The sequence below is a fragment of the Maridesulfovibrio salinus genome (genome assembly GCF_055394525.1).
The window spans coordinates 201,170-217,904 of sequence record NZ_AP042461.1; the positions used below are offsets into that span (position 1 = coordinate 201,170).

The following is a 16,735-nucleotide window of genomic DNA, read 5'->3' on the forward strand; positions in this document are numbered from 1 at the left end:
GGATGATTCCGTTTTTCCGTAAATTTCCGGAAACAGGCGCGCAGGTGGAGCTGCAAACTTAAACTCCGGAACGGCTCTGTATTTCCGAGGGAGACAATGTCTCCCTCAGATAAATTTCCCAAAGGCCCGGTTGCTTCAACCAAAAAACCGCGGGCTAACGCTTACGGACCTTAAACCCCACATGCTTCATAGTAACAGGCTCCCTACCCTGTGAGCCGATCTAACCCCAGCACCATGAAGCAAAGCGAAGCAACCGGCCCTTTAAATACCCATCTCCTGCCTACCCGCTTTTTAATCAATCTGTATATGTACTTCATTTCTATCAGGGTGTAATAATACCCGTCAGTCCATGTGCAATTACTTTGCTCAAACTGCTATTTCACCGATAAGGATAGAATAATGTTCATACTCGAAAAGCCCTTTGTTTCCGATTTTCTTAAAAACACTCTCCAAGAAACCAACGCAGTGGTGCTCGACAACAGAGTTGCCAACGAAACGGACAAGGATGCCCGGCTTAAACTTACCCCGGAAGCTGAATTTATTGAAATCTGCAACAATAATCCGGAGCACCCCCTTTATTCCAATTCCGAAAACGCCATAGACTGGATCGACAACAACCTCAAAGGCAGTGGTCTTCCGGAGAAAATAAGACTGTTCAAGGACAAAGGCGCTTTTAGACAACTGACACAGGATCTTTATCCTGATTTTTTCTACCGAACCGTCACACTGGCTGATCTTAACCAGATTGACAGCAGCGAACTGCCCTTCCCATGCGTAATCAAACCGAGCGTAGGATTCTTCAGTCTGGGCGTGCATATGGTTGAAAAGCAGGAGAATTGGACCTCAACAGTTGCGACCATTGAAAATGAGGTTGAACACATCAGAACCATGTATCCGGCCAAAGTTCTGGAACTGGACGAATTTATCATAGAACAGTGCATAGAAGGCGAAGAATTCGCAGTAGATGCCTATTTCGACAGCCAGGGCAATCCGGTAATCATAAATATTCTGGGCCATCTTTTCGCTTCCGCTGACGATGTCAGCGACCGCTGCTACATAACCTCAACCGGAATAATAAATGAACACAGGGAAGAATTTCAGGAACTGCTGAGCGAAATAGGCAGACGTGCCGACCTCCGTAATTTTCCCGTCCATATTGAACTACGTAAAGACGGGTATGGAAACATCGGAGTAATCGAAGTTAATCCCATGCGCTTTGCCGGATGGTGTGTCACAGATCTCGCCTATTACGCGTATGGCATCAACCCTTACAGGTATTATATGGAAGGGCTGAAGCCGGACTGGGATGAAATCGGGAAATGCTGCGAGGGCAAAGTCTACGCCATGATTATTGGAGATGTAGATTCATCTGTAGATCGCTCTAGAATTAAATCTGCAGACTACGAAGGTTTTGCGGCAAACTTCAGCAAGCCTTTGGAGATCAGGAAGATTGATTACAAAGAATATCCGGTTTTCGCGTTTGTCTTCGCAGAAGTTGATGAAGGTAACATGGACGAGTTAGAGAAGATGTTGCATGGGGATTTTTTGGAGTATCTTGAATTTGATTAATTAATTGCAGCCAACAAAACTACAATCGCATTCGCCTTTGACAAGAGCGGACATTTGCGGCAGTTTCCGGGTATTGTTAAAACAACCCGCCAAGGAGACAATATGAGTTCTACAGTTGAAGATTTGACTATACATTATGAAGAGAACGGCGAAGTCGTCGTTAAAGAACTGGACAAGGTTGTACTTACCAAGGGCGCATGGACCACCATCATGTTCCGTTATAAACAGATCGACCGCAAAACCAATGATTTCGGCAAAGATATGTACACCATCCGCCGCTACCGCAAGATGAAAGGTGAGTACCGCCCACAGTCCAAATTCAATATCTCAAGCCCGGATCAGGCCCGCAAGATCATTGATGCTCTGGAAGGCTGGCTTAAAGACGTGGAAGACTAGAGCCACTCTGAATTTTTGTCCGATAGGGCAATAAAAAACTCCGTCCGGAAGAGCACAACGGACGGAGTTTTTTATTATCCTGTTACGGGACATAATTTATTTTTTACAGTCGTCAAAAAAATTCTCGAAATAATCGCAGACTGAGGGATAATATTTTTTAACCAACCTATAATATTCTCCACTTCTCTTGAGCCCTTCAAAAAAAAGATTGAACTCAAGCAATAACTCGGGAGCATCCTTACGAAAAGCAACAGCCATATTCTGTCTGGGAGACACAGCTCCTATCACTTTGATTTCACCGGGCCATTTCTCAAGAGCAACCAGAGTATCTGGAACATCAAGCAAAGCAAGCTCCGCTAACCCCTTAACCATGGCCGGAGCCATGTAGCTCAGTTTACCCGGGAAATTGACCAGCTTGTAATATCCATCGTTCAACCTGTAAAGATCAGGCGCAAGACAGGTCCCCTCCTTAACCATTATAGTGTTGGCCATAACCAGCTTTTTAATGAAATTTATATCATTCCCAAAATCCTTTTTATCAATGTACGGATTTATCGGGAAATCCTTCCGGGCAACACACCACACCTGAGTCGGAAAGGTCGGCACGGAAAAAGCAACCATTTTCTTTCGCCAATCCAGGACTGTCATCCCTGATGCAACAACATCTCCCCTGATCTCTGAATGTCCTAGGGTTATGACATCATCACCTTCTGGCTTCACCAGAGTTCCGGTCAGATCACCGACTACACGCCCCCAGTTGGACAGCACAAGCTCATACCGGACGCCCAGATAACGGGCAAAACGGCGCATCAACTCTACATCCAGCCCCTCATTTTCAGAAATTACAAAATTTGCGTAAGGGATGCCTATATGACGCAACACCCCCCTCTGGCGGACCTGAACAAGATCCGAAGCAAAGCTCATGTTCACTGTGGCACACACAAAAAGACAGGAGGAGAGCCAATAAAAAAAGATTAAGGGGAATTTATTCATCAGTTTATAGTATAAGCCCCTCCGGACTCCACTTTGGTTACTGTCGAATTCGTTATGGTGAACCACATGAACTCACTGAACCTGTTACCAACCTCATCCTGCTCACTGTAAGTGCAGCCCACAAGCCATCCTGAATCAGTGTAATAGCAATCCGTAGCACTCTCCATGCGCAGATTTTCCGGATACATGGAATTTTCCTGAAGGTATTTCTTCACCTCTTCATAAGTCTTGCCGTTTTCAGCAAGCTGCGGACGCGGCCCGAATTTTTCGAGGTCCTTCATGAAGGATTCATATTTGCTTTTGTATCTTTCATACTTGCTTTGATAAAACTTCTCATCAGGGTTGAGCTGCATCAGCTCTTCATAAATATCCATGTTGGCTTTGTAATCCTGAACCGGCAGGGCCTGTGCCTGCGCATAAAGCTTCCTCTCCAGCCTGCGGCGCAGCTTTTTGTCATACCCCTTAAGTTCCTTGCTATACTTGCTGTTTTCCGGCTCAAGAGCCGCAAGTTCTGCATAATATTTTGCAAGATCGGAATAATTCCACTTGGATGTACGCTCAATCCTGTTCAACAGATCTTTTTCAGTGGCGAGATGAATCATCGCTTTCAACTCATCGTCCATCAAATCACGATTCTTGTCTGCCACGGACAATGCGGTTTCAGCGTGCCCCGTCTCAATCAGCCTTTTCATGGTTTCTATGACCTTGGACCTGCGGACATCCTTTTTTTCTTTGACTATCTTCTCCTGCTCCATGCGCTTTTGTTCAGCAACCTTGGCCTTTTCCTCGGCCACTGTCTGCTGAAGAGAGATTATCCCATACCCGGCAGCGCAGAGCAGCAGCGTTCCTGCAACGACTCCCAGAAGAATCTTCCGGGTTGAAATGAATTCTTTAAATTTATCAATATTCATAAGCATGAAGATACGGTCAGCTTTTTTTTCAGTCAACCGGCCTTGCAGTATAAACTATTATTTGTTTCCTGCTCTAAACATTTCCGCAAAATGATCCGATAAATTGCCCAGAAAGGAACAATTGTCATGATTATAAACTCATCAGCACTGAGAAGTAATTACGGAGCTCCGAATATACTGGACAACGGTTCTCCGCTTATGGGCGGGAGCCGGACTTCCGGCGTTAGAGCGACGCGCCTGAATGTATCGGCTCCCCCCGCAAATACTGCTGACCAGTTTGCTGAACTGATCGCTCAAAAGGCCGTTGAGCCTGATTCATCTGGCAAAACTCAGAAGGGGTCTGAAGGAGAAGCCCAATCCTCCAAAGACCCCTCTGAGCTGGCCGGGGCTCTCTCAAGGGCTGCAGACTTCATTGAAAACAAATTCGGACATGAAGCCGCCACCGCCTTCAAGGGTATTGTCATCTCAAGTTCAGGGGACGAAATAACCGAGGACTCCCTTAGTAGAGGTCTGCTGAAATCTGTTCAATTCATTGACCGCAATTTTGGATTTGCAGCCGGAGATGAGGTCATGGAGAATTTCAATTCAGACCTTAACAAAAGTATCAATGACTACTTTGAAAACGGCTTTCAGGAACACTTTTTTGCAGCCGACCCCGGAACTGCCGCAAAACTTACACTGCAAAACACGTTTGCACAGGTAAGCACCCAGTTCGGTGAAAAAGCAGTTGAAAACATCAAAAGCCTGATTGAGGAAGTTCTTCAGGAAGAAGGGAATTCCCTTACTTCGCTTAAAAAAGGTCTGGAGAAAGGTCTTTCCAGCGAAGAGGAAAACAATCCGGGAATCAGGGACTCAATATCTGTAATGGCTGCCGGAGAAGTCATGGACAACCTTCAATCCACATCCGCCGTCAACTCTCCTGCCCCGGGAACTCTGCTCAACATGGATGTTTAGTCCGCAGTTCATTTCCAATGCATAAATCCGGGTATTCACAGCCTAATCTGCTGTTCAAGTGTTCTATTTTCTGCTATGGAACAATAATCCAGTTTAATAAGCACAAAATGGAGGAGTAGGATATGAGCTTTTTCTGGTTCTTTTTCGGTCTGGCAATGACTATGGCTGCAATCGCTTTCATCAAAGCAAGCAGCACTGAAGATTAGTACGTCTTTCGTCGGGGCAACCCGCACATTTTTCCTGAAAAGCCCGCCCAGTGCGGGCTTTTCTTGTATTACTGGCTGCTGTTTTGATATATCTCACTAGAGGCACTAATAAATTTCAACACAAACGGACCTAATTGTGAGCAGAGAATCTATTCTGAATAAAATAAAAGATGATAAAGACTGGATGATCATCCCCAGTGTTTTTACAACCGACACTGGAACTCCAGAATTCGAAATGCTCATATCCCGGCCTGAATTGCGGGACCCCGGTGTCAACTCCCTTTATTTCAGGGAAACCCGTACCGTGGGATTTGAGTATGCCTCCAGAGCATTTATTCACGCCCATCTGGAACCCGAAGATCTTTTCATTGATATTGGAGCCCATTTTGGACTCTATACTCTTACCGCCGCAATGAAATACCCCGGAAAAGTAAAAGTTCTGGCTATCGAACCACATCCCGCCAATATAAAAAAACTGAAACTCTGGACAGAATTCAACAAATGCTCGGGACAGGTCAGTATTGCGGAGTGCGCGGCCTCTGACCACAGCGGTTTCAGCCTTCTCAACCAGAACTCGTCCATGGGACACAGCCTTGTCCGGTTTTCGGGGGGCCCTTCCAGTGGAGAACCTTTGAATGTAGAACTGGCGACTCTGGACAGGATTGTTGAAAAATCTAAGCTCTTGGAACAGGGACAGCGCATATTTCTTAAAATAGACACGGAAGGGCATGAACTCTCCGTTATCAAGGGCGCGCTCAACTTGATAAAAAAAGGGCAGGTAGCAGCTGTTATCTGGGAAAAGGGACTGTTTCACGGGACAGAAAAAGGAGCCAAGGAATTAACCGAGACCATCTCTCTTCTCAGGGATCTAGGGTACAGATCATATCGATTCCCGCACGAAGACATGGGCGGTCCTCTTGTACCTTATGTTCCAAGCCACGAGCAGTGCAACATCATCAGCATTGACCGCTCAATTGAAACTCTTCCCGTTTATGAGCAGCCTTGGAAAGCCCACACGATTCTGCCCGCCTCAATGCGCCCCCGGGTTTCTTCCGAATTCATGATAGGATATACTAATCTTCTAATTGAAAAGCGATCTACGGACTGCGGTCGATGGTCCCGCTGGGACAATCTCATTTCGGGAGCCGACCTCAGAGCGGGTATCGCCGGACAGATGATACCCGAAAAGTCAACGGTTCTTGATGCCGGGGCGGGTCTTATGCTCCTGCGGGACTATATCCCCGAGAACTCAAAATACATCCCGCTGGATATTGTTCCCCGCAACCGTAAATGCCTTGTAGCGGATTTGAACCAGCAGCAGTATCCTGACCGGAAATTTGATACTGTCTGTGCCCTGTTTCTTTTTGAATTCCTGCATGACCTGAAGTCATTCATGGACTGGGCAAGGCAGAACTCGGCAAAACTTGTTTTCACCTATCACTGCCTGCTTCCCGGAACCGACAAGAATAAACGAAGAGCCGCCGGTTTCTTTAATGACTATAAAATCAATGAACTCGAAGAACTGATCACCGGGACGGGATGGACAGCAACTTCCAGAATCGATATCGGTAACGGACAGATCTGCTTTGAATGCATTTAATAAGGGGAATTGAGATGAAAATATATTCATGGAATGTCAACGGCTATCGGGCCGTTATCAAGAAAAATTTTATCGAATGGTTTGAACAGAGCGATGCCGATGTGGTCATGGTTCAGGAAACCAAAGCCCATCCTGATCAGATTCCAGCCAAACACAAAGACTATGAAGGGTATGAATCTTTATGGAACTGGTCCAAGGTTAAAAAGGGATACTCCGGAACAGCATGTTTCTATCGCCAGCCGATTCTTTCACATTCTTTCGGTCTGCCGGATGAAACTTATCAGGGTGAGGGACGCGTTGTGCTGATGGAATACGAGCAGTTCTATCTGTTTAACATTTATTATCCCAACGGACAGATGAGCGATGAACGGTTGGAATACAAAATGGGCTTTTATGACAGTTTTCTGGACTACGCTCAGGAACTTCGCAAAAAGAAACCCATTGTTGTCGGAGGCGACTTCAATACCGCTCACAAGGAAATCGACCTTAAAAACCCGAAGGCGAACTCCGAACGTTCCGGATTTCTTCCCATAGAAAGGGCCTGGATCGATAAATTCATAGACCACGGTTACATAGACACTTTCAGAATGTTTGACGAAGATCCCGGTAAATATTCATGGTGGAGTTACCGCTTCAACGCCCGCAAAAACAACGCAGGGTGGCGCATAGACTACTTTTTTGTTTCCGATGAGCTTAAAGACAACGTTAAAAACGCATGGATTGAGGCAGACGTAATGGGATCTGACCATTGCCCGGTCGCCATTGAACTTGCTTTTTAAAGTGTTTCATCAGCCTTCTTATTTATAGGTTGAGCCCCGGACTCCCTAACAATTAAATTTACAACGCAAATGATGCGTTAACAGCATTCTTAAATCCCCCGTAAGTATTCTTACGGGGGATTTCCTGTTTAATATACATATGAATCAGGCTGCTTCATTCTTCGAAACGGAAGCGAAAACAACTTTCCTTCAAAACCGAACATAAAAAGCTGTAACCGTTTGAATCTCAGATATAAACTTACTGTGGTCACTGTCCGAAATATATACTATAGTTTCATAAAATTCGCTTGCAGCACGTTGAAGCGCATCAGCTGTCAATGCAGGCAGAAGACTGAAGTGAATTGCTATGAAGAGACCAATTAACAGGCTACATATGGTAACATCAAACGGAGGTCTACATGTTCCAACAGCTGAAAATAGGTACTAAAATAGCGCTGGGAATCAGTATCACGATGATCATTATCTTTGTCGCATTCACTACCATAACAGTGAACAGAACCAGAGATGCGGCACAAAGACAGGCAACCCAGCTTGCAGATGAAATGGCTGTTAAATACGGAAACGAAGTTAAGGGAACCATTGAGAGGGCCCTTGACGCCTCCTGGGCCGGAGCTGCGGCTATTCTCAGCATGAGCGATTATGGGCAGTCCCTGGACCGGGAGATGGTGAACAGTTTCATCAAACACCTGACGACCTCTGATCCGATGTTCTACGGTACTCAGATAGTTCTGGAACCGAACGAACTGGACGGAAGAGATTCTGAATATATCGGCTCTGGGAAATATGGCCCCAACGGTGAATACGGTCAGTACGGCTGGTTTCAGGACGGGAAATGGACTCTCGCTGAAATGCATAAGAATGATCCGAACAATACCAGAGCTTGGTACATGATTCCGCGAGACACCAAAAAAGCCATCCTTACAGAACCATATACCACTGATGTTGTTGACGAAGTCATGGCCACGGTCAGTGTGCCGATACTGAAGAACAACAGATTTATCGGGGTTGTGGGTATCGATTTTGTTCTCGGCGCGTTTGAAAAAATGGTCGAGGATATCAAGCCCTATGAAACCGGGTACGCATTTATCGCCTCAAACAAGGGATATTGTGTTGCACACCCGGACAAAGACCTTGTAGGTAAAAACATAACTGAAGCTTTCCCTGAAAAAGACCGGCAGGCCATTTCCAGTGCAATCGAAAACGGCAGGACATTCCAAGAAACCACTGTTTCTCCAATTGACGGCAAAGAATACCTTTTTACCTTTGAGCCGATTGTAATATCCGGAACCCCTACCCCCTGGGCGATGGGGCTGGCTCTTCCCACCGATAAAATTTTTGCGGAAGCCAACAGTTTTCTGAAACTGAACCTTATCCTTTCCGCACTTGCCATCGCACTTGTCATAGGCATATCGCTGGCCATAGCCAGAGGCATAGCCAAGCCTATCGGCATCATGGTGAGCAGCGCGCAGAGTATTGCCGCCGGCAACTTTGATACGAAAGTAGACTCCAGCAGCTTTGGAGGTGAACTAAAGACACTTGATGACGCTTTAAGCCAGATGGTTCAAAATCTGATCAAGTTCATTTCAACTGCAGAAGAAAAATCAAAAGAGGCAGAGCAGCAGACCGAAGCTGCAAATATAGCTCTTGAGGATGCAAGAAAAGCCAAGGAAGCAGCTGAAAGAGCAAAATCCGAGGGAATGCTGCAGGCTGCCAGACAGCTTGAGGGAATCGTCGAGCAGGTAACATCGGCATCAGAAGAACTATCACTGCAGATTCAGGAATCAGCCCGTGGTTCTGACATTCAGCGTGAACGCACTTCTGAAACCGCCACCGCCATGGAAGAAATGAACGCGTCAGTACTGGAAGTCGCTCAGAACGCATCACAGGCAGCGGAAAGTGCTCTCGAAGCCAAAACAAACGCAGAGAAAGGCGGACAGATTGTTGCTAATGTTGTTTCATCAATTAACTCGGTAAATGAAGCGTCCGGTAAAATGGTTTCCGGTCTCAATGAACTCGGAACGCAGGCTGAAGGTATTTCACAGGTAATCACTGTTATCACCGACATTGCCGACCAGACCAACTTGCTGGCTCTTAACGCCGCCATTGAAGCAGCAAGAGCGGGTGAGGCCGGAAGAGGCTTCGCGGTTGTAGCAGATGAGGTCCGCAAACTTGCCGAAAAAACCATGCATGCCACCCAGGAAGTTGCTCAGGCTGTGCACGCCATCCAGTCTGAAACGCAAAAGAATATCACAGAGATGGATAACGCCGCCGGGATGGTTGCAAAGAGTACCGAATACGCAAGTCAGGCCGGGGAAAGCCTCGAAACTATTGTCGGAATTGTTGATGACACGGCAGATCAGGTTCGCGCAATCGCAACAGCCAGTGAAGAACAATCTGCCGCGAGTGAACAGATCAACCGCGGAACCGATGAGGTGAACCGCATTGCAGCGGAAACTGCCGAGGCGATGAGTCAGTCAATGGCTGCTGTCTCCGATCTGGCCCGCCTTGCAGGAGATCTGCAATCCCTGATAGACGAACTGAAAAACACTTAACAGGCTGAGCCGTTAGACTGAGCGGATATAGCTCTTTTGAATACTGCTCACAATTCAGAGCACATACCACTTTGACTGATGCAGGGAATCCTGCATCAGTCTTTTTTTCAACACACTCATTTCTGAGAATTTGAGTATTTACCTAATCAATAATTCACTTTCTCTTAATAAACTGTTTTTTCAGCAGCTTAATTGTTTTAAGATGATGTTACTCATCTTTTTTTGATTGAATATGCATTTTTTAGTTGAAATCGATTCTCAAATTCACTAAAAGACTACTCATACACAAACAATAATGCAGGAGGCCAGCCATGACCCAGACAGCAAGCATCTCTTCGATAAACAAAAAAGCTTTTCTCAACAAGACAATTAAGGGCTTCGGTTCAGGCAACCCCAGAATTCCTGCGGCTGAGGTAACTCCTCCGGTCCCCGTTCCAGAGAATGACGAGAATAAGGAGCCCCGCAGCTGACAGCAGCGGGAAGGTGGAACAGGATGCTCTGCACCCGCAAACAAAACACTTTAAAACAGCGGAGCTGATATGGCGGACGTATTAAGAGAAGCGGCACGCATGAGGCGACAGTACGGCTGGAAAACATACCTTATTAAGTTCAAGGACTATTATTCCTATACTTTCGACCCCAGCCTCTTTCCCGATTTTGAACTATTAGGTGAAGTCGATGCTGACGGAGCGATCATCCCCTCCTCCTCAGTTAAATAATCTGCCCGGACAACTCTCCCCCGGACAGTCTCCTCTCCTACTTCACCCTCCCGGCTCCGAACCCGCATCATCCCCCGGAGTCGGGAGTTCTGCCTTTAACAGTCAGTCTTCATCAGAAAAAACATCCGTTGTTCGTTCAGCGATATTTCCTAACAGGTCCATTAAATCCTGCGGTATAGTCTGCCCACCGGAGAGCAGTTCCTGCAGCTGTTCTGCCGACAGACCTTCCTCTCCAGCTATTTTCAGCAACTTTTCCGATAGTTCTATTTTTTCCATTCAGAAAGTATACTCTTCACCTCACTGGTTTGCAAAAGTTTCCAACTACCCGAACTAAGGAACATGAATTACTTTTTCAAACAAGATAGCTCCATTTACTCCATTTGTTCCACGAGATGGCACTGGACAACATCCACTGTTCTTTCTATGACCCTTTTTCAGTCAGTATGTTCAACTTAAATCAAAGCCATTTTCGGAGTGGGGATGCTCAGCAATCTCAATATAGTTTTATTCGGAACAAAATTTCCTGAAAACGTCGGTTCCACAGCCCGGGCCATGACCAATATGGGCTGCAGCGACCTGACCCTGGTCAGGCCCGCGTCATGGGATATGGATAAGGCTTTTCCTCTGGCCACAGCCAAAGGAAGGGATATTGTCGAAAGAGCAAATATCTCCGAAACTCTTGCAGAAGCTTTACAGGGGCAGAACCGTATCTATGGAACAACAGCCCGTACCGGAGGATGGCGCAGGGGAATCATGACTCCCTCAACAGCAGCAAAGCTAATTGTCGAGCAGTTGCGCTCAGGTGAAAAAGTGTCTGTGGTTTTCGGCCCGGAAGACAGAGGCCTGACCAATGACGAGACTCAGCTCTGCTCCAGATTGATCAATATTCCCACAAGCCATGAAAACAGCTCTCTCAATCTGGCTCAGGCGGTACTCATCATTCTTTATGAGTGTTTCAGAAACGCCCTGAACAATCCCGGAACAAAATCAAATGCCCCGGATGAGCGTCCCGCCTCTTTCGAAGAGCAGGAAATCCTGGCCTCCAACCTGCAGGAAACCCTACTTGCTATCGACTTTCTTAAAGCTGACAATCCCGAATACTGGATGATGCCGGTAAGACGCTTCCTCTCCAGAATGGATATCAAACGTCACGAATTCAATCTTTTGATGGGTGTATGCCGCCAGATCAAATGGATTGCCTCCAAGGCTGGCAGAAAATAATGGAATTGAAAAATCTCTCTTCTCAACCAGTTTAAATCAAGTTAGAGTTCAGGTAGTTTCCCTACTGCAGCGGAGTAAACACATGACTGAATCAGGAAAAATAAAAGACTTGAGCGGGGTTTTTTCCCGCCAGAGAATAGCCAAGGTCGGAACCGGAACCACAACCCGCCGTGTAGCCCAGATCGGATACTACTTTGTTGAGCAGTTGGAAGACGATCTCTTCCATGTCCGCCCCCTCAACAACAGCTTTGTTCCCACGGGAGACGCTCAGGAAGTCACCCGGGAAGAACTGCTCAAAGAGTACAGCCCGGAACCGGAGATGTATCACAAGCAGGTTCTGCCGAACATGAAGGAACTGCAGAAAACACTTGCCCGGGCGGACCGCTACCGCAAACAGGGCAACTCCTTCAGTGCAGAAATGGAATACGGGAACGCCCTTAAAATTGATGAATATAACGTAAGAGGCAACTTCGGAATCGGTCTCTGCCTGATGGAACGCGGCGAAAAAGACCGCGCAAATGATATCTTTGCACGGTTGATTGCCCTTGATGCGCCATTCGACAAAGAACATAAACACATGTTCAATGAATTCGGGATCAACCTACGCAAGTCAAAAATGATTCCCCAGGCGATTGAATATTATTCCAAGGCGGTGGATCTGAGCCCCAAAGATGACCACCTGCGCTACAATATGGCCCGCGCTTATTTTGAGGACAAACAATATAAAAAGGTCAGGGAAGAGTTGAAAACCTGTCTTGAACTTAACCCTGATTTTACGGAAGCGAAAAAATTCATCGCTTATCTGGACAAAAATAAACTGGGCTGATCCGCCAAAAAATACTATAGGGTTGCAATGAACTCTATCAAAGGATTTATCATTGCCGGTACCCACAGCGGGTGCGGGAAGACCTCTGTGACTCTGGGGGTAATGGCCGCCCTTGCCGGAAAAGGACTTCAGGTACAGCCCTTTAAAACCGGCCCCGACTTCATTGATCCGGGACACCATACCAGAGCTGCCGGACGGACCTGCCACAACCTCGACGGCTGGATGCTGTCGGGGAAAACCTTGCTTGATATTTTCTACCGCCACACTCAGGACGCCGATGCGGGCATAGTTGAAGGTGTGATGGGATTGTATGACGGATACTCTGCACTTGATGAAACCGGCTCCACCGCTCACCTTTCAAAACGGCTCAACCTGCCTGTAATCCTTGTTGTTGACGCCAGATCAATGGCCCGTTCAGCTGCGGCTCTAGTACAGGGCTTCTGCAATTTCGACCACGAAACAGCCATTGCCGGAGTCATTTTCAACCGAGTGGGCAGCAAAAACCACGAGCAGACACTGCGTGATGCAATGTCGCTTACTGACATTCCCCTGCTGGGATGTCTTCCCAGACGTGAAAAAATCAGCACTCCGTCACGCCATCTCGGGCTGGTTACCCCTGAACATCTTGCCGATCTTGAGTCTAAATACAAATCACTGGCAGAATGGGTGGAAGAGAATCTTGATCTCGACATGATCATGGACGGTCTGCCGGACATCCCCGTTCCCCCTCGCTTTGACCCTGTACCCATGATCCCCAAAACCCGTATAGGGTATGCCCGGGACAGTGCATTTTCATTTTACTACGAAGAAAATCTGCGTCTTCTGCGTGAAGCAGGTGCGGAACTGGTTCCCTTCTCCCCCATAGAAGACAGGGAGCTTCCGGAAAATATTTCAGGTCTGTATCTGGGTGGGGGCTACCCTGAACTTTCTGCATTCGATCTTGCACAGAATACCAAACTACGCCGGGCCATAGCCGACTTTTCCGCATTGGGGCATCCTGTTTACGCTGAATGCGGCGGATTCATGTACCTTATGGAATCCATAAACAAGGATGACCGGGTCTTTCCCATGTGCGGTATCTTTCCATTCCGCTGCTCCATGAAGGGACGTTTTCAGGCCCTCGGATACAGAGAGATACAGTTGTCACAGGACACTATTCTCGGTCCGGCCGGAACAATCGTACGGGGGCACGAGTTTCATTACTCCGCACTGGAAGGGCTACCCGAAAATCCCCGGAAATCCTATCGTGTAACGTGTAAAAAAAATATTCCCACAACTGAAGGTTTTACCGTAAACCGGAATACTCTCGGCAGCTACATCCATCTGCACTTTGCCAGCAATCCAGAGGTCGCTGCAAACTTTGTCGATGCCTGTTCAAGGCATGAAGCTTCCAACCCTTCGGATTAGCCCCCCGGACCGCCGGTCAGCCATGCAGAAATACATAATGCATATAGATATGGATGCGTTCTTTGCATCGGTGGAGCAACTCGACAATCCTGAACTACGGGGTAAGCCCGTAGGAGTAGGCTCTCTGCACAAACGCTCCGTCCTGAGTGCTGCTTCCTATGAAGCACGCAGATTCGGTGTTCGCTCCGCCATGCCCGTTCATCAGGCATTGAAGCTGTGCCCTCAGTTGCAGGTAGTTTCAGGAAGCCGTGGCCGCTATAAAGAAATTTCGCAGAAAGTCATGGCTGTTCTGGGGAACTACTCTCCTGTTGTGGAGCAGGCATCCATTGATGAAGCCTATCTAGATATAACCGGTACGGAAAAGCTTTTCGGTCCTCCCTTACAGCTTGCCCGGTCCATAAAGAACGATATTTTTGAAACCACCGGTCTGACAGCCTCAGTGGGGATCGCCCCGGTAAAATTTCTGGCCAAGATTGCGTCAGACCTCGATAAACCTGACGGTATTTCAATCATTGAAGCCCATCAGGTGCAAGACTTCCTCAAACAGCTGCCGGTGGAGAAAATTCCCGGTGTGGGCAAGAAAGCGCTTCCTAAACTGCGCATGTTCGGGGTGCGGTTCGCCGCAGACCTGCGCCGTTATCCGGTGGAATTCTGGAAGGAGCGTTTCGGAGAACGAGGTGTGGTCCTTCATGAGAAAGGAGCAGGGATAGACCCTACACCGGTAAAAGCTTCAAGTGAGATGAAGTCCTCCAGTGCCGAAAACACATTCGGAGAGGACATTTCGGATACGCACACCCTTAAAACACTTCTGCTCAAACAGTCCGAACGTATCGCTGCCGACATCCGCAGGCACGGGCTCAAAGGGCGTACAGTTACCCTTAAAATAAAATTTCCCGATTTCAGGCAGATAACCCGCAGCCGAACCCTTGAATCCAGAACCTCCCATGCCGGAACCATTTATAAAACCGGATGTGAGCTTCTGGACGCAGAAGGAGTTATCGGGCCGGTCAGGCTGATTGGTATAGGTATTTCCAATTTCGAAGAGAGATCCCGGCAGCTTTCTCTGCTTGACGATGACATCAAAGAGCAGGAAACAAGCGAAAAAGTAGACCGCCTTGATAAAGCAGTTGATCTGGTAAGAAATAAATTCGGCAAAAGCATTCTGACCAGAGGAAGGCTTTTGGAAGATGACTGAAAAATCACCCGCCCTGCGTGAAGGATATACAACCGGATCGGCTGCTACCGCAGCAGCCATGGCCGCTCTGCGTCTTTTATTGACCGCTTCGGAGCCGGCTGAAATCGAAATTCCTTTGCCGGTGAAAGGCACTCTGGTTATTCCAATTGAGAGGATCGAGTTCTCAGCCGGTACAGCAAAAGGTGTGGTAATAAAAGACGGGGGAGATGACCCGGACGCGACACACGGCGAAGAGATTCATGCGGTGGTTGAACTGGACCGGGGCCCTGAACTTTTGGTGGAGCTCTCGGGAGGGCGGGGAGTGGGAATTGTGACCCTTCCCGGACTGCCTGTTAAGGTTGGCGAACCGGCAATCAACCCTGCTCCGCGTAAGCAGATTATAACCGGAGTTCTGTGTGAAATTTCCCGCTCTACCCCAGATTTCAGGGGGACTGTGAATGTCAGGATTGAAGTTCCCCGCGGTGTGCAAATAGCGGAAAAAACCATGAATTCACGTCTGGGAATTATGGGGGGCATATCCATACTCGGAACTCAAGGCATTGTCCGCCCCTTCAGCCATGCCTCATGGAAAGCTTCCATTGCGCAGGCGTTAAGTGTTGCAAAAGCAGCCGGATTCACAGAGACTGTATTTACTACGGGACGCAGGAGTGAACAGTTTTACCTTTCGCTCTTTCCTGAAACAGAAAACATTCAGATGGTTCAAGCCGCTGATTTTTTCAAGTTCTCCATGCAGCAGGCCAAGGCCAAAAAGATGGCAAAGGTCCGGTGGGCTATTTTTATCGGCAAACTCGTCAAGCATGCTCAAGGCTATCCTTATACTCATGCAAAGGACTGGGCGATTGACTTTACCCTGTTAGCCCAGTGGTGCTCTAAATTCATAACGGGAATTGGACTGATCCAAAGAATAAAAGGGGCAAATACAGCAAGACAGGTGTATGAAATTATTCCGCCGGACAAAAGGACTGAATTTATTGAGATGCTGGTTGAAAAAGCCCGCGAAAACGCCCTTCACTTTTCAGGCTGTGACTCAATGAAGGTGGAATACTTTCTGTTCGATTTCGATGGTAACCATATTCTTTAAATGATCCTGATGCAGTCTAGTAGAAGTCTTCTTCCTCGTCATCGTCACGCAACTCGTTAAGAATATACAGCCCGGCAGCCCCGGCAAGAACAGCAACCACATAAAAAGGCACACAGCGGTTATCGGTTCCGGCCGGATAGGGAGAGACTTCCATCTCAATGGTCATGGTCCCCAGCATATCGTTAACCCGGGACATGGATTTATGCCCCAGTGCAGGAAGAGTAAGGGAAAAACCATGAAAGGCTGTTATCATTGCGCCGACCAAGAGGGCGATTGCAATAAGTCGTTTCATAGATAATTACCTCCGTTTAAAACATGGAAGGATC

At 47.4% G+C, this 16,735-nt stretch carries 17 protein-coding genes; 13 read left to right on the top strand and 4 right to left on the bottom strand.

Annotated features, from left to right (window positions below):
• Positions 1 to 399 precede the first annotated feature (399 nt).
• Together ACZ5PW_RS00880 and ACZ5PW_RS00885 are read left to right on the top strand one after the other, a co-directional pair.
• Positions 400 to 1,569, top strand: a complete 1,170-nt coding sequence (locus ACZ5PW_RS00880; protein WP_464557189.1) for an ATP-grasp domain-containing protein — start codon at positions 400 to 402, stop codon at positions 1,567 to 1,569.
• A 102-nt stretch (positions 1,570 to 1,671) separates the two neighbouring features.
• Positions 1,672 to 1,965, top strand: a complete 294-nt coding sequence (locus ACZ5PW_RS00885; protein ID WP_464557191.1) for a hypothetical protein — start codon at positions 1,672 to 1,674, stop codon at positions 1,963 to 1,965.
• A gap of 96 nt (positions 1,966 to 2,061) precedes the next feature.
• Here the strand turns inward: ACZ5PW_RS00885 and ACZ5PW_RS00890 are convergent, their stop codons facing one another.
• Together ACZ5PW_RS00890 and ACZ5PW_RS00895 are read right to left on the bottom strand one after the other, a co-directional pair.
• Positions 2,062 to 2,889 (bottom strand): transporter substrate-binding domain-containing protein, encoded by an 828-nt coding sequence (locus tag ACZ5PW_RS00890; protein ID WP_464557193.1) that lies wholly within the window; start codon positions 2,887 to 2,889, stop codon positions 2,062 to 2,064.
• Between the two features lie 68 nt (positions 2,890 to 2,957).
• On the bottom strand, positions 2,958 to 3,905 hold the full coding sequence (locus ACZ5PW_RS00895) for a hypothetical protein (RefSeq protein ID WP_464557195.1): 948 nt from the start codon (positions 3,903 to 3,905) through the stop codon (positions 2,958 to 2,960).
• Between the two features lie 90 nt (positions 3,906 to 3,995).
• On the opposite strand from ACZ5PW_RS00895, the gene ACZ5PW_RS00900 reads away from it, so the two are divergent.
• From ACZ5PW_RS00900 to ACZ5PW_RS00925, 6 genes are all read left to right on the top strand, one after another.
• Positions 3,996 to 4,823 (top strand): hypothetical protein, encoded by an 828-nt coding sequence (locus tag ACZ5PW_RS00900; RefSeq protein ID WP_464557197.1) that lies wholly within the window; start codon positions 3,996 to 3,998, stop codon positions 4,821 to 4,823.
• 342 nt (positions 4,824 to 5,165) lie between these two features.
• Positions 5,166 to 6,629: an FkbM family methyltransferase gene (locus ACZ5PW_RS00905; protein ID WP_464557199.1), complete on the top strand. Its 1,464-nt coding sequence runs from the start codon at positions 5,166 to 5,168 to the stop codon at positions 6,627 to 6,629.
• 14 nt (positions 6,630 to 6,643) lie between these two features.
• Positions 6,644 to 7,408: an exodeoxyribonuclease III gene (locus tag ACZ5PW_RS00910; RefSeq protein ID WP_464557200.1), complete on the top strand. Its 765-nt coding sequence runs from the start codon at positions 6,644 to 6,646 to the stop codon at positions 7,406 to 7,408.
• Between the two features lie 398 nt (positions 7,409 to 7,806).
• Positions 7,807 to 9,960, top strand: coding sequence for a methyl-accepting chemotaxis protein (locus tag ACZ5PW_RS00915; RefSeq protein WP_464557203.1), 2,154 nt, complete (start codon positions 7,807 to 7,809; stop codon positions 9,958 to 9,960).
• A 311-nt stretch (positions 9,961 to 10,271) separates the two neighbouring features.
• Entirely contained in the window at positions 10,272 to 10,430 is a 159-nt protein-coding gene (locus tag ACZ5PW_RS00920; RefSeq protein WP_464557205.1) for a hypothetical protein, read from the top strand.
• Positions 10,431 to 10,499: 69 nt separating this feature from the next.
• Positions 10,500 to 10,679: a hypothetical protein gene (locus tag ACZ5PW_RS00925; protein ID WP_464557207.1), complete on the top strand. Its 180-nt coding sequence runs from the start codon at positions 10,500 to 10,502 to the stop codon at positions 10,677 to 10,679.
• 102 nt (positions 10,680 to 10,781) lie between these two features.
• Here ACZ5PW_RS00925 and ACZ5PW_RS00930 read toward each other — a convergent pair whose 3' ends face one another.
• A complete protein-coding gene (locus ACZ5PW_RS00930; RefSeq protein WP_464557208.1) occupies positions 10,782 to 10,955 on the bottom strand; it encodes a hypothetical protein in 174 nt (57 codons plus the stop codon).
• A 204-nt stretch (positions 10,956 to 11,159) separates the two neighbouring features.
• Here ACZ5PW_RS00930 and ACZ5PW_RS00935 point away from each other — a divergent pair, with 204 nt between their 5' ends.
• The 5 genes from ACZ5PW_RS00935 (at position 11,160) to cbiD (ending at position 16,409) form a co-directional block, all read left to right on the top strand.
• A complete protein-coding gene (locus ACZ5PW_RS00935; RefSeq protein ID WP_464557209.1) occupies positions 11,160 to 11,900 on the top strand; it encodes an RNA methyltransferase in 741 nt (246 codons plus the stop codon).
• 82 nt (positions 11,901 to 11,982) lie between these two features.
• On the top strand, positions 11,983 to 12,726 hold the full coding sequence (locus ACZ5PW_RS00940) for a tetratricopeptide repeat protein (RefSeq protein ID WP_464557211.1): 744 nt from the start codon (positions 11,983 to 11,985) through the stop codon (positions 12,724 to 12,726).
• A gap of 27 nt (positions 12,727 to 12,753) precedes the next feature.
• Positions 12,754 to 14,133 carry a cobyrinate a,c-diamide synthase gene (locus ACZ5PW_RS00945; RefSeq protein ID WP_464557212.1) on the top strand — a complete coding sequence of 460 codons (1,380 nt, stop codon included), beginning with the start codon at positions 12,754 to 12,756 and terminating at the stop codon, positions 14,131 to 14,133.
• 22 nt (positions 14,134 to 14,155) lie between these two features.
• The gene (dinB, locus tag ACZ5PW_RS00950) at positions 14,156 to 15,328 is read left to right on the top strand and encodes a DNA polymerase IV (RefSeq protein WP_464557213.1); all 1,173 of its coding nucleotides are present in this window, start codon (positions 14,156 to 14,158) and stop codon (positions 15,326 to 15,328) included.
• Positions 15,321 to 16,409 carry a cobalt-precorrin-5B (C(1))-methyltransferase CbiD gene (cbiD, locus tag ACZ5PW_RS00955; protein WP_464557214.1) on the top strand — a complete coding sequence of 363 codons (1,089 nt, stop codon included), beginning with the start codon at positions 15,321 to 15,323 and terminating at the stop codon, positions 16,407 to 16,409. Before dinB ends, cbiD begins: the two co-directional genes overlap by 8 nt.
• Positions 16,410 to 16,425: 16 nt before the next feature.
• On the opposite strand, the gene ACZ5PW_RS00960 is transcribed toward cbiD, so the two are convergent.
• Positions 16,426 to 16,701, bottom strand: a complete 276-nt coding sequence (locus tag ACZ5PW_RS00960) for a hypothetical protein (RefSeq protein WP_464557215.1) — start codon at positions 16,699 to 16,701, stop codon at positions 16,426 to 16,428.
• Positions 16,702 to 16,735 lie beyond the last annotated feature (34 nt).

What these genes read in the sequence shown, in the direction of transcription:
- ACZ5PW_RS00880 (WP_464557189.1), top strand. Translation starts at nt 400, where the DNA reads ATGTTCATACTCGAAAAGCCCTTTGTTTCCGATTTTCTTAAAAACACT.
- ACZ5PW_RS00885 (WP_464557191.1), top strand. Translation starts at nt 1,672, where the DNA reads ATGAGTTCTACAGTTGAAGATTTGACTATACATTATGAAGAGAACGGC.
- ACZ5PW_RS00960 (WP_464557215.1), bottom strand. Translation starts at nt 16,701, where the DNA reads ATGAAACGACTTATTGCAATCGCCCTCTTGGTCGGCGCAATGATAACA.
- ACZ5PW_RS00930 (WP_464557208.1), bottom strand. Translation starts at nt 10,955, where the DNA reads ATGGAAAAAATAGAACTATCGGAAAAGTTGCTGAAAATAGCTGGAGAG.
- ACZ5PW_RS00945 (WP_464557212.1), top strand. Translation starts at nt 12,754, where the DNA reads ATGAACTCTATCAAAGGATTTATCATTGCCGGTACCCACAGCGGGTGC.
- ACZ5PW_RS00910 (WP_464557200.1), top strand. Translation starts at nt 6,644, where the DNA reads ATGAAAATATATTCATGGAATGTCAACGGCTATCGGGCCGTTATCAAG.
- ACZ5PW_RS00915 (WP_464557203.1), top strand. Translation starts at nt 7,807, where the DNA reads ATGTTCCAACAGCTGAAAATAGGTACTAAAATAGCGCTGGGAATCAGT.
- ACZ5PW_RS00925 (WP_464557207.1), top strand. Translation starts at nt 10,500, where the DNA reads ATGGCGGACGTATTAAGAGAAGCGGCACGCATGAGGCGACAGTACGGC.
- dinB (WP_464557213.1), top strand. Translation starts at nt 14,156, where the DNA reads ATGCAGAAATACATAATGCATATAGATATGGATGCGTTCTTTGCATCG.
- ACZ5PW_RS00935 (WP_464557209.1), top strand. Translation starts at nt 11,160, where the DNA reads ATGCTCAGCAATCTCAATATAGTTTTATTCGGAACAAAATTTCCTGAA.
- cbiD (WP_464557214.1), top strand. Translation starts at nt 15,321, where the DNA reads ATGACTGAAAAATCACCCGCCCTGCGTGAAGGATATACAACCGGATCG.
- ACZ5PW_RS00900 (WP_464557197.1), top strand. Translation starts at nt 3,996, where the DNA reads ATGATTATAAACTCATCAGCACTGAGAAGTAATTACGGAGCTCCGAAT.
- ACZ5PW_RS00890 (WP_464557193.1), bottom strand. Translation starts at nt 2,889, where the DNA reads ATGAGCTTTGCTTCGGATCTTGTTCAGGTCCGCCAGAGGGGGGTGTTG.
- ACZ5PW_RS00940 (WP_464557211.1), top strand. Translation starts at nt 11,983, where the DNA reads ATGACTGAATCAGGAAAAATAAAAGACTTGAGCGGGGTTTTTTCCCGC.
- ACZ5PW_RS00920 (WP_464557205.1), top strand. Translation starts at nt 10,272, where the DNA reads ATGACCCAGACAGCAAGCATCTCTTCGATAAACAAAAAAGCTTTTCTC.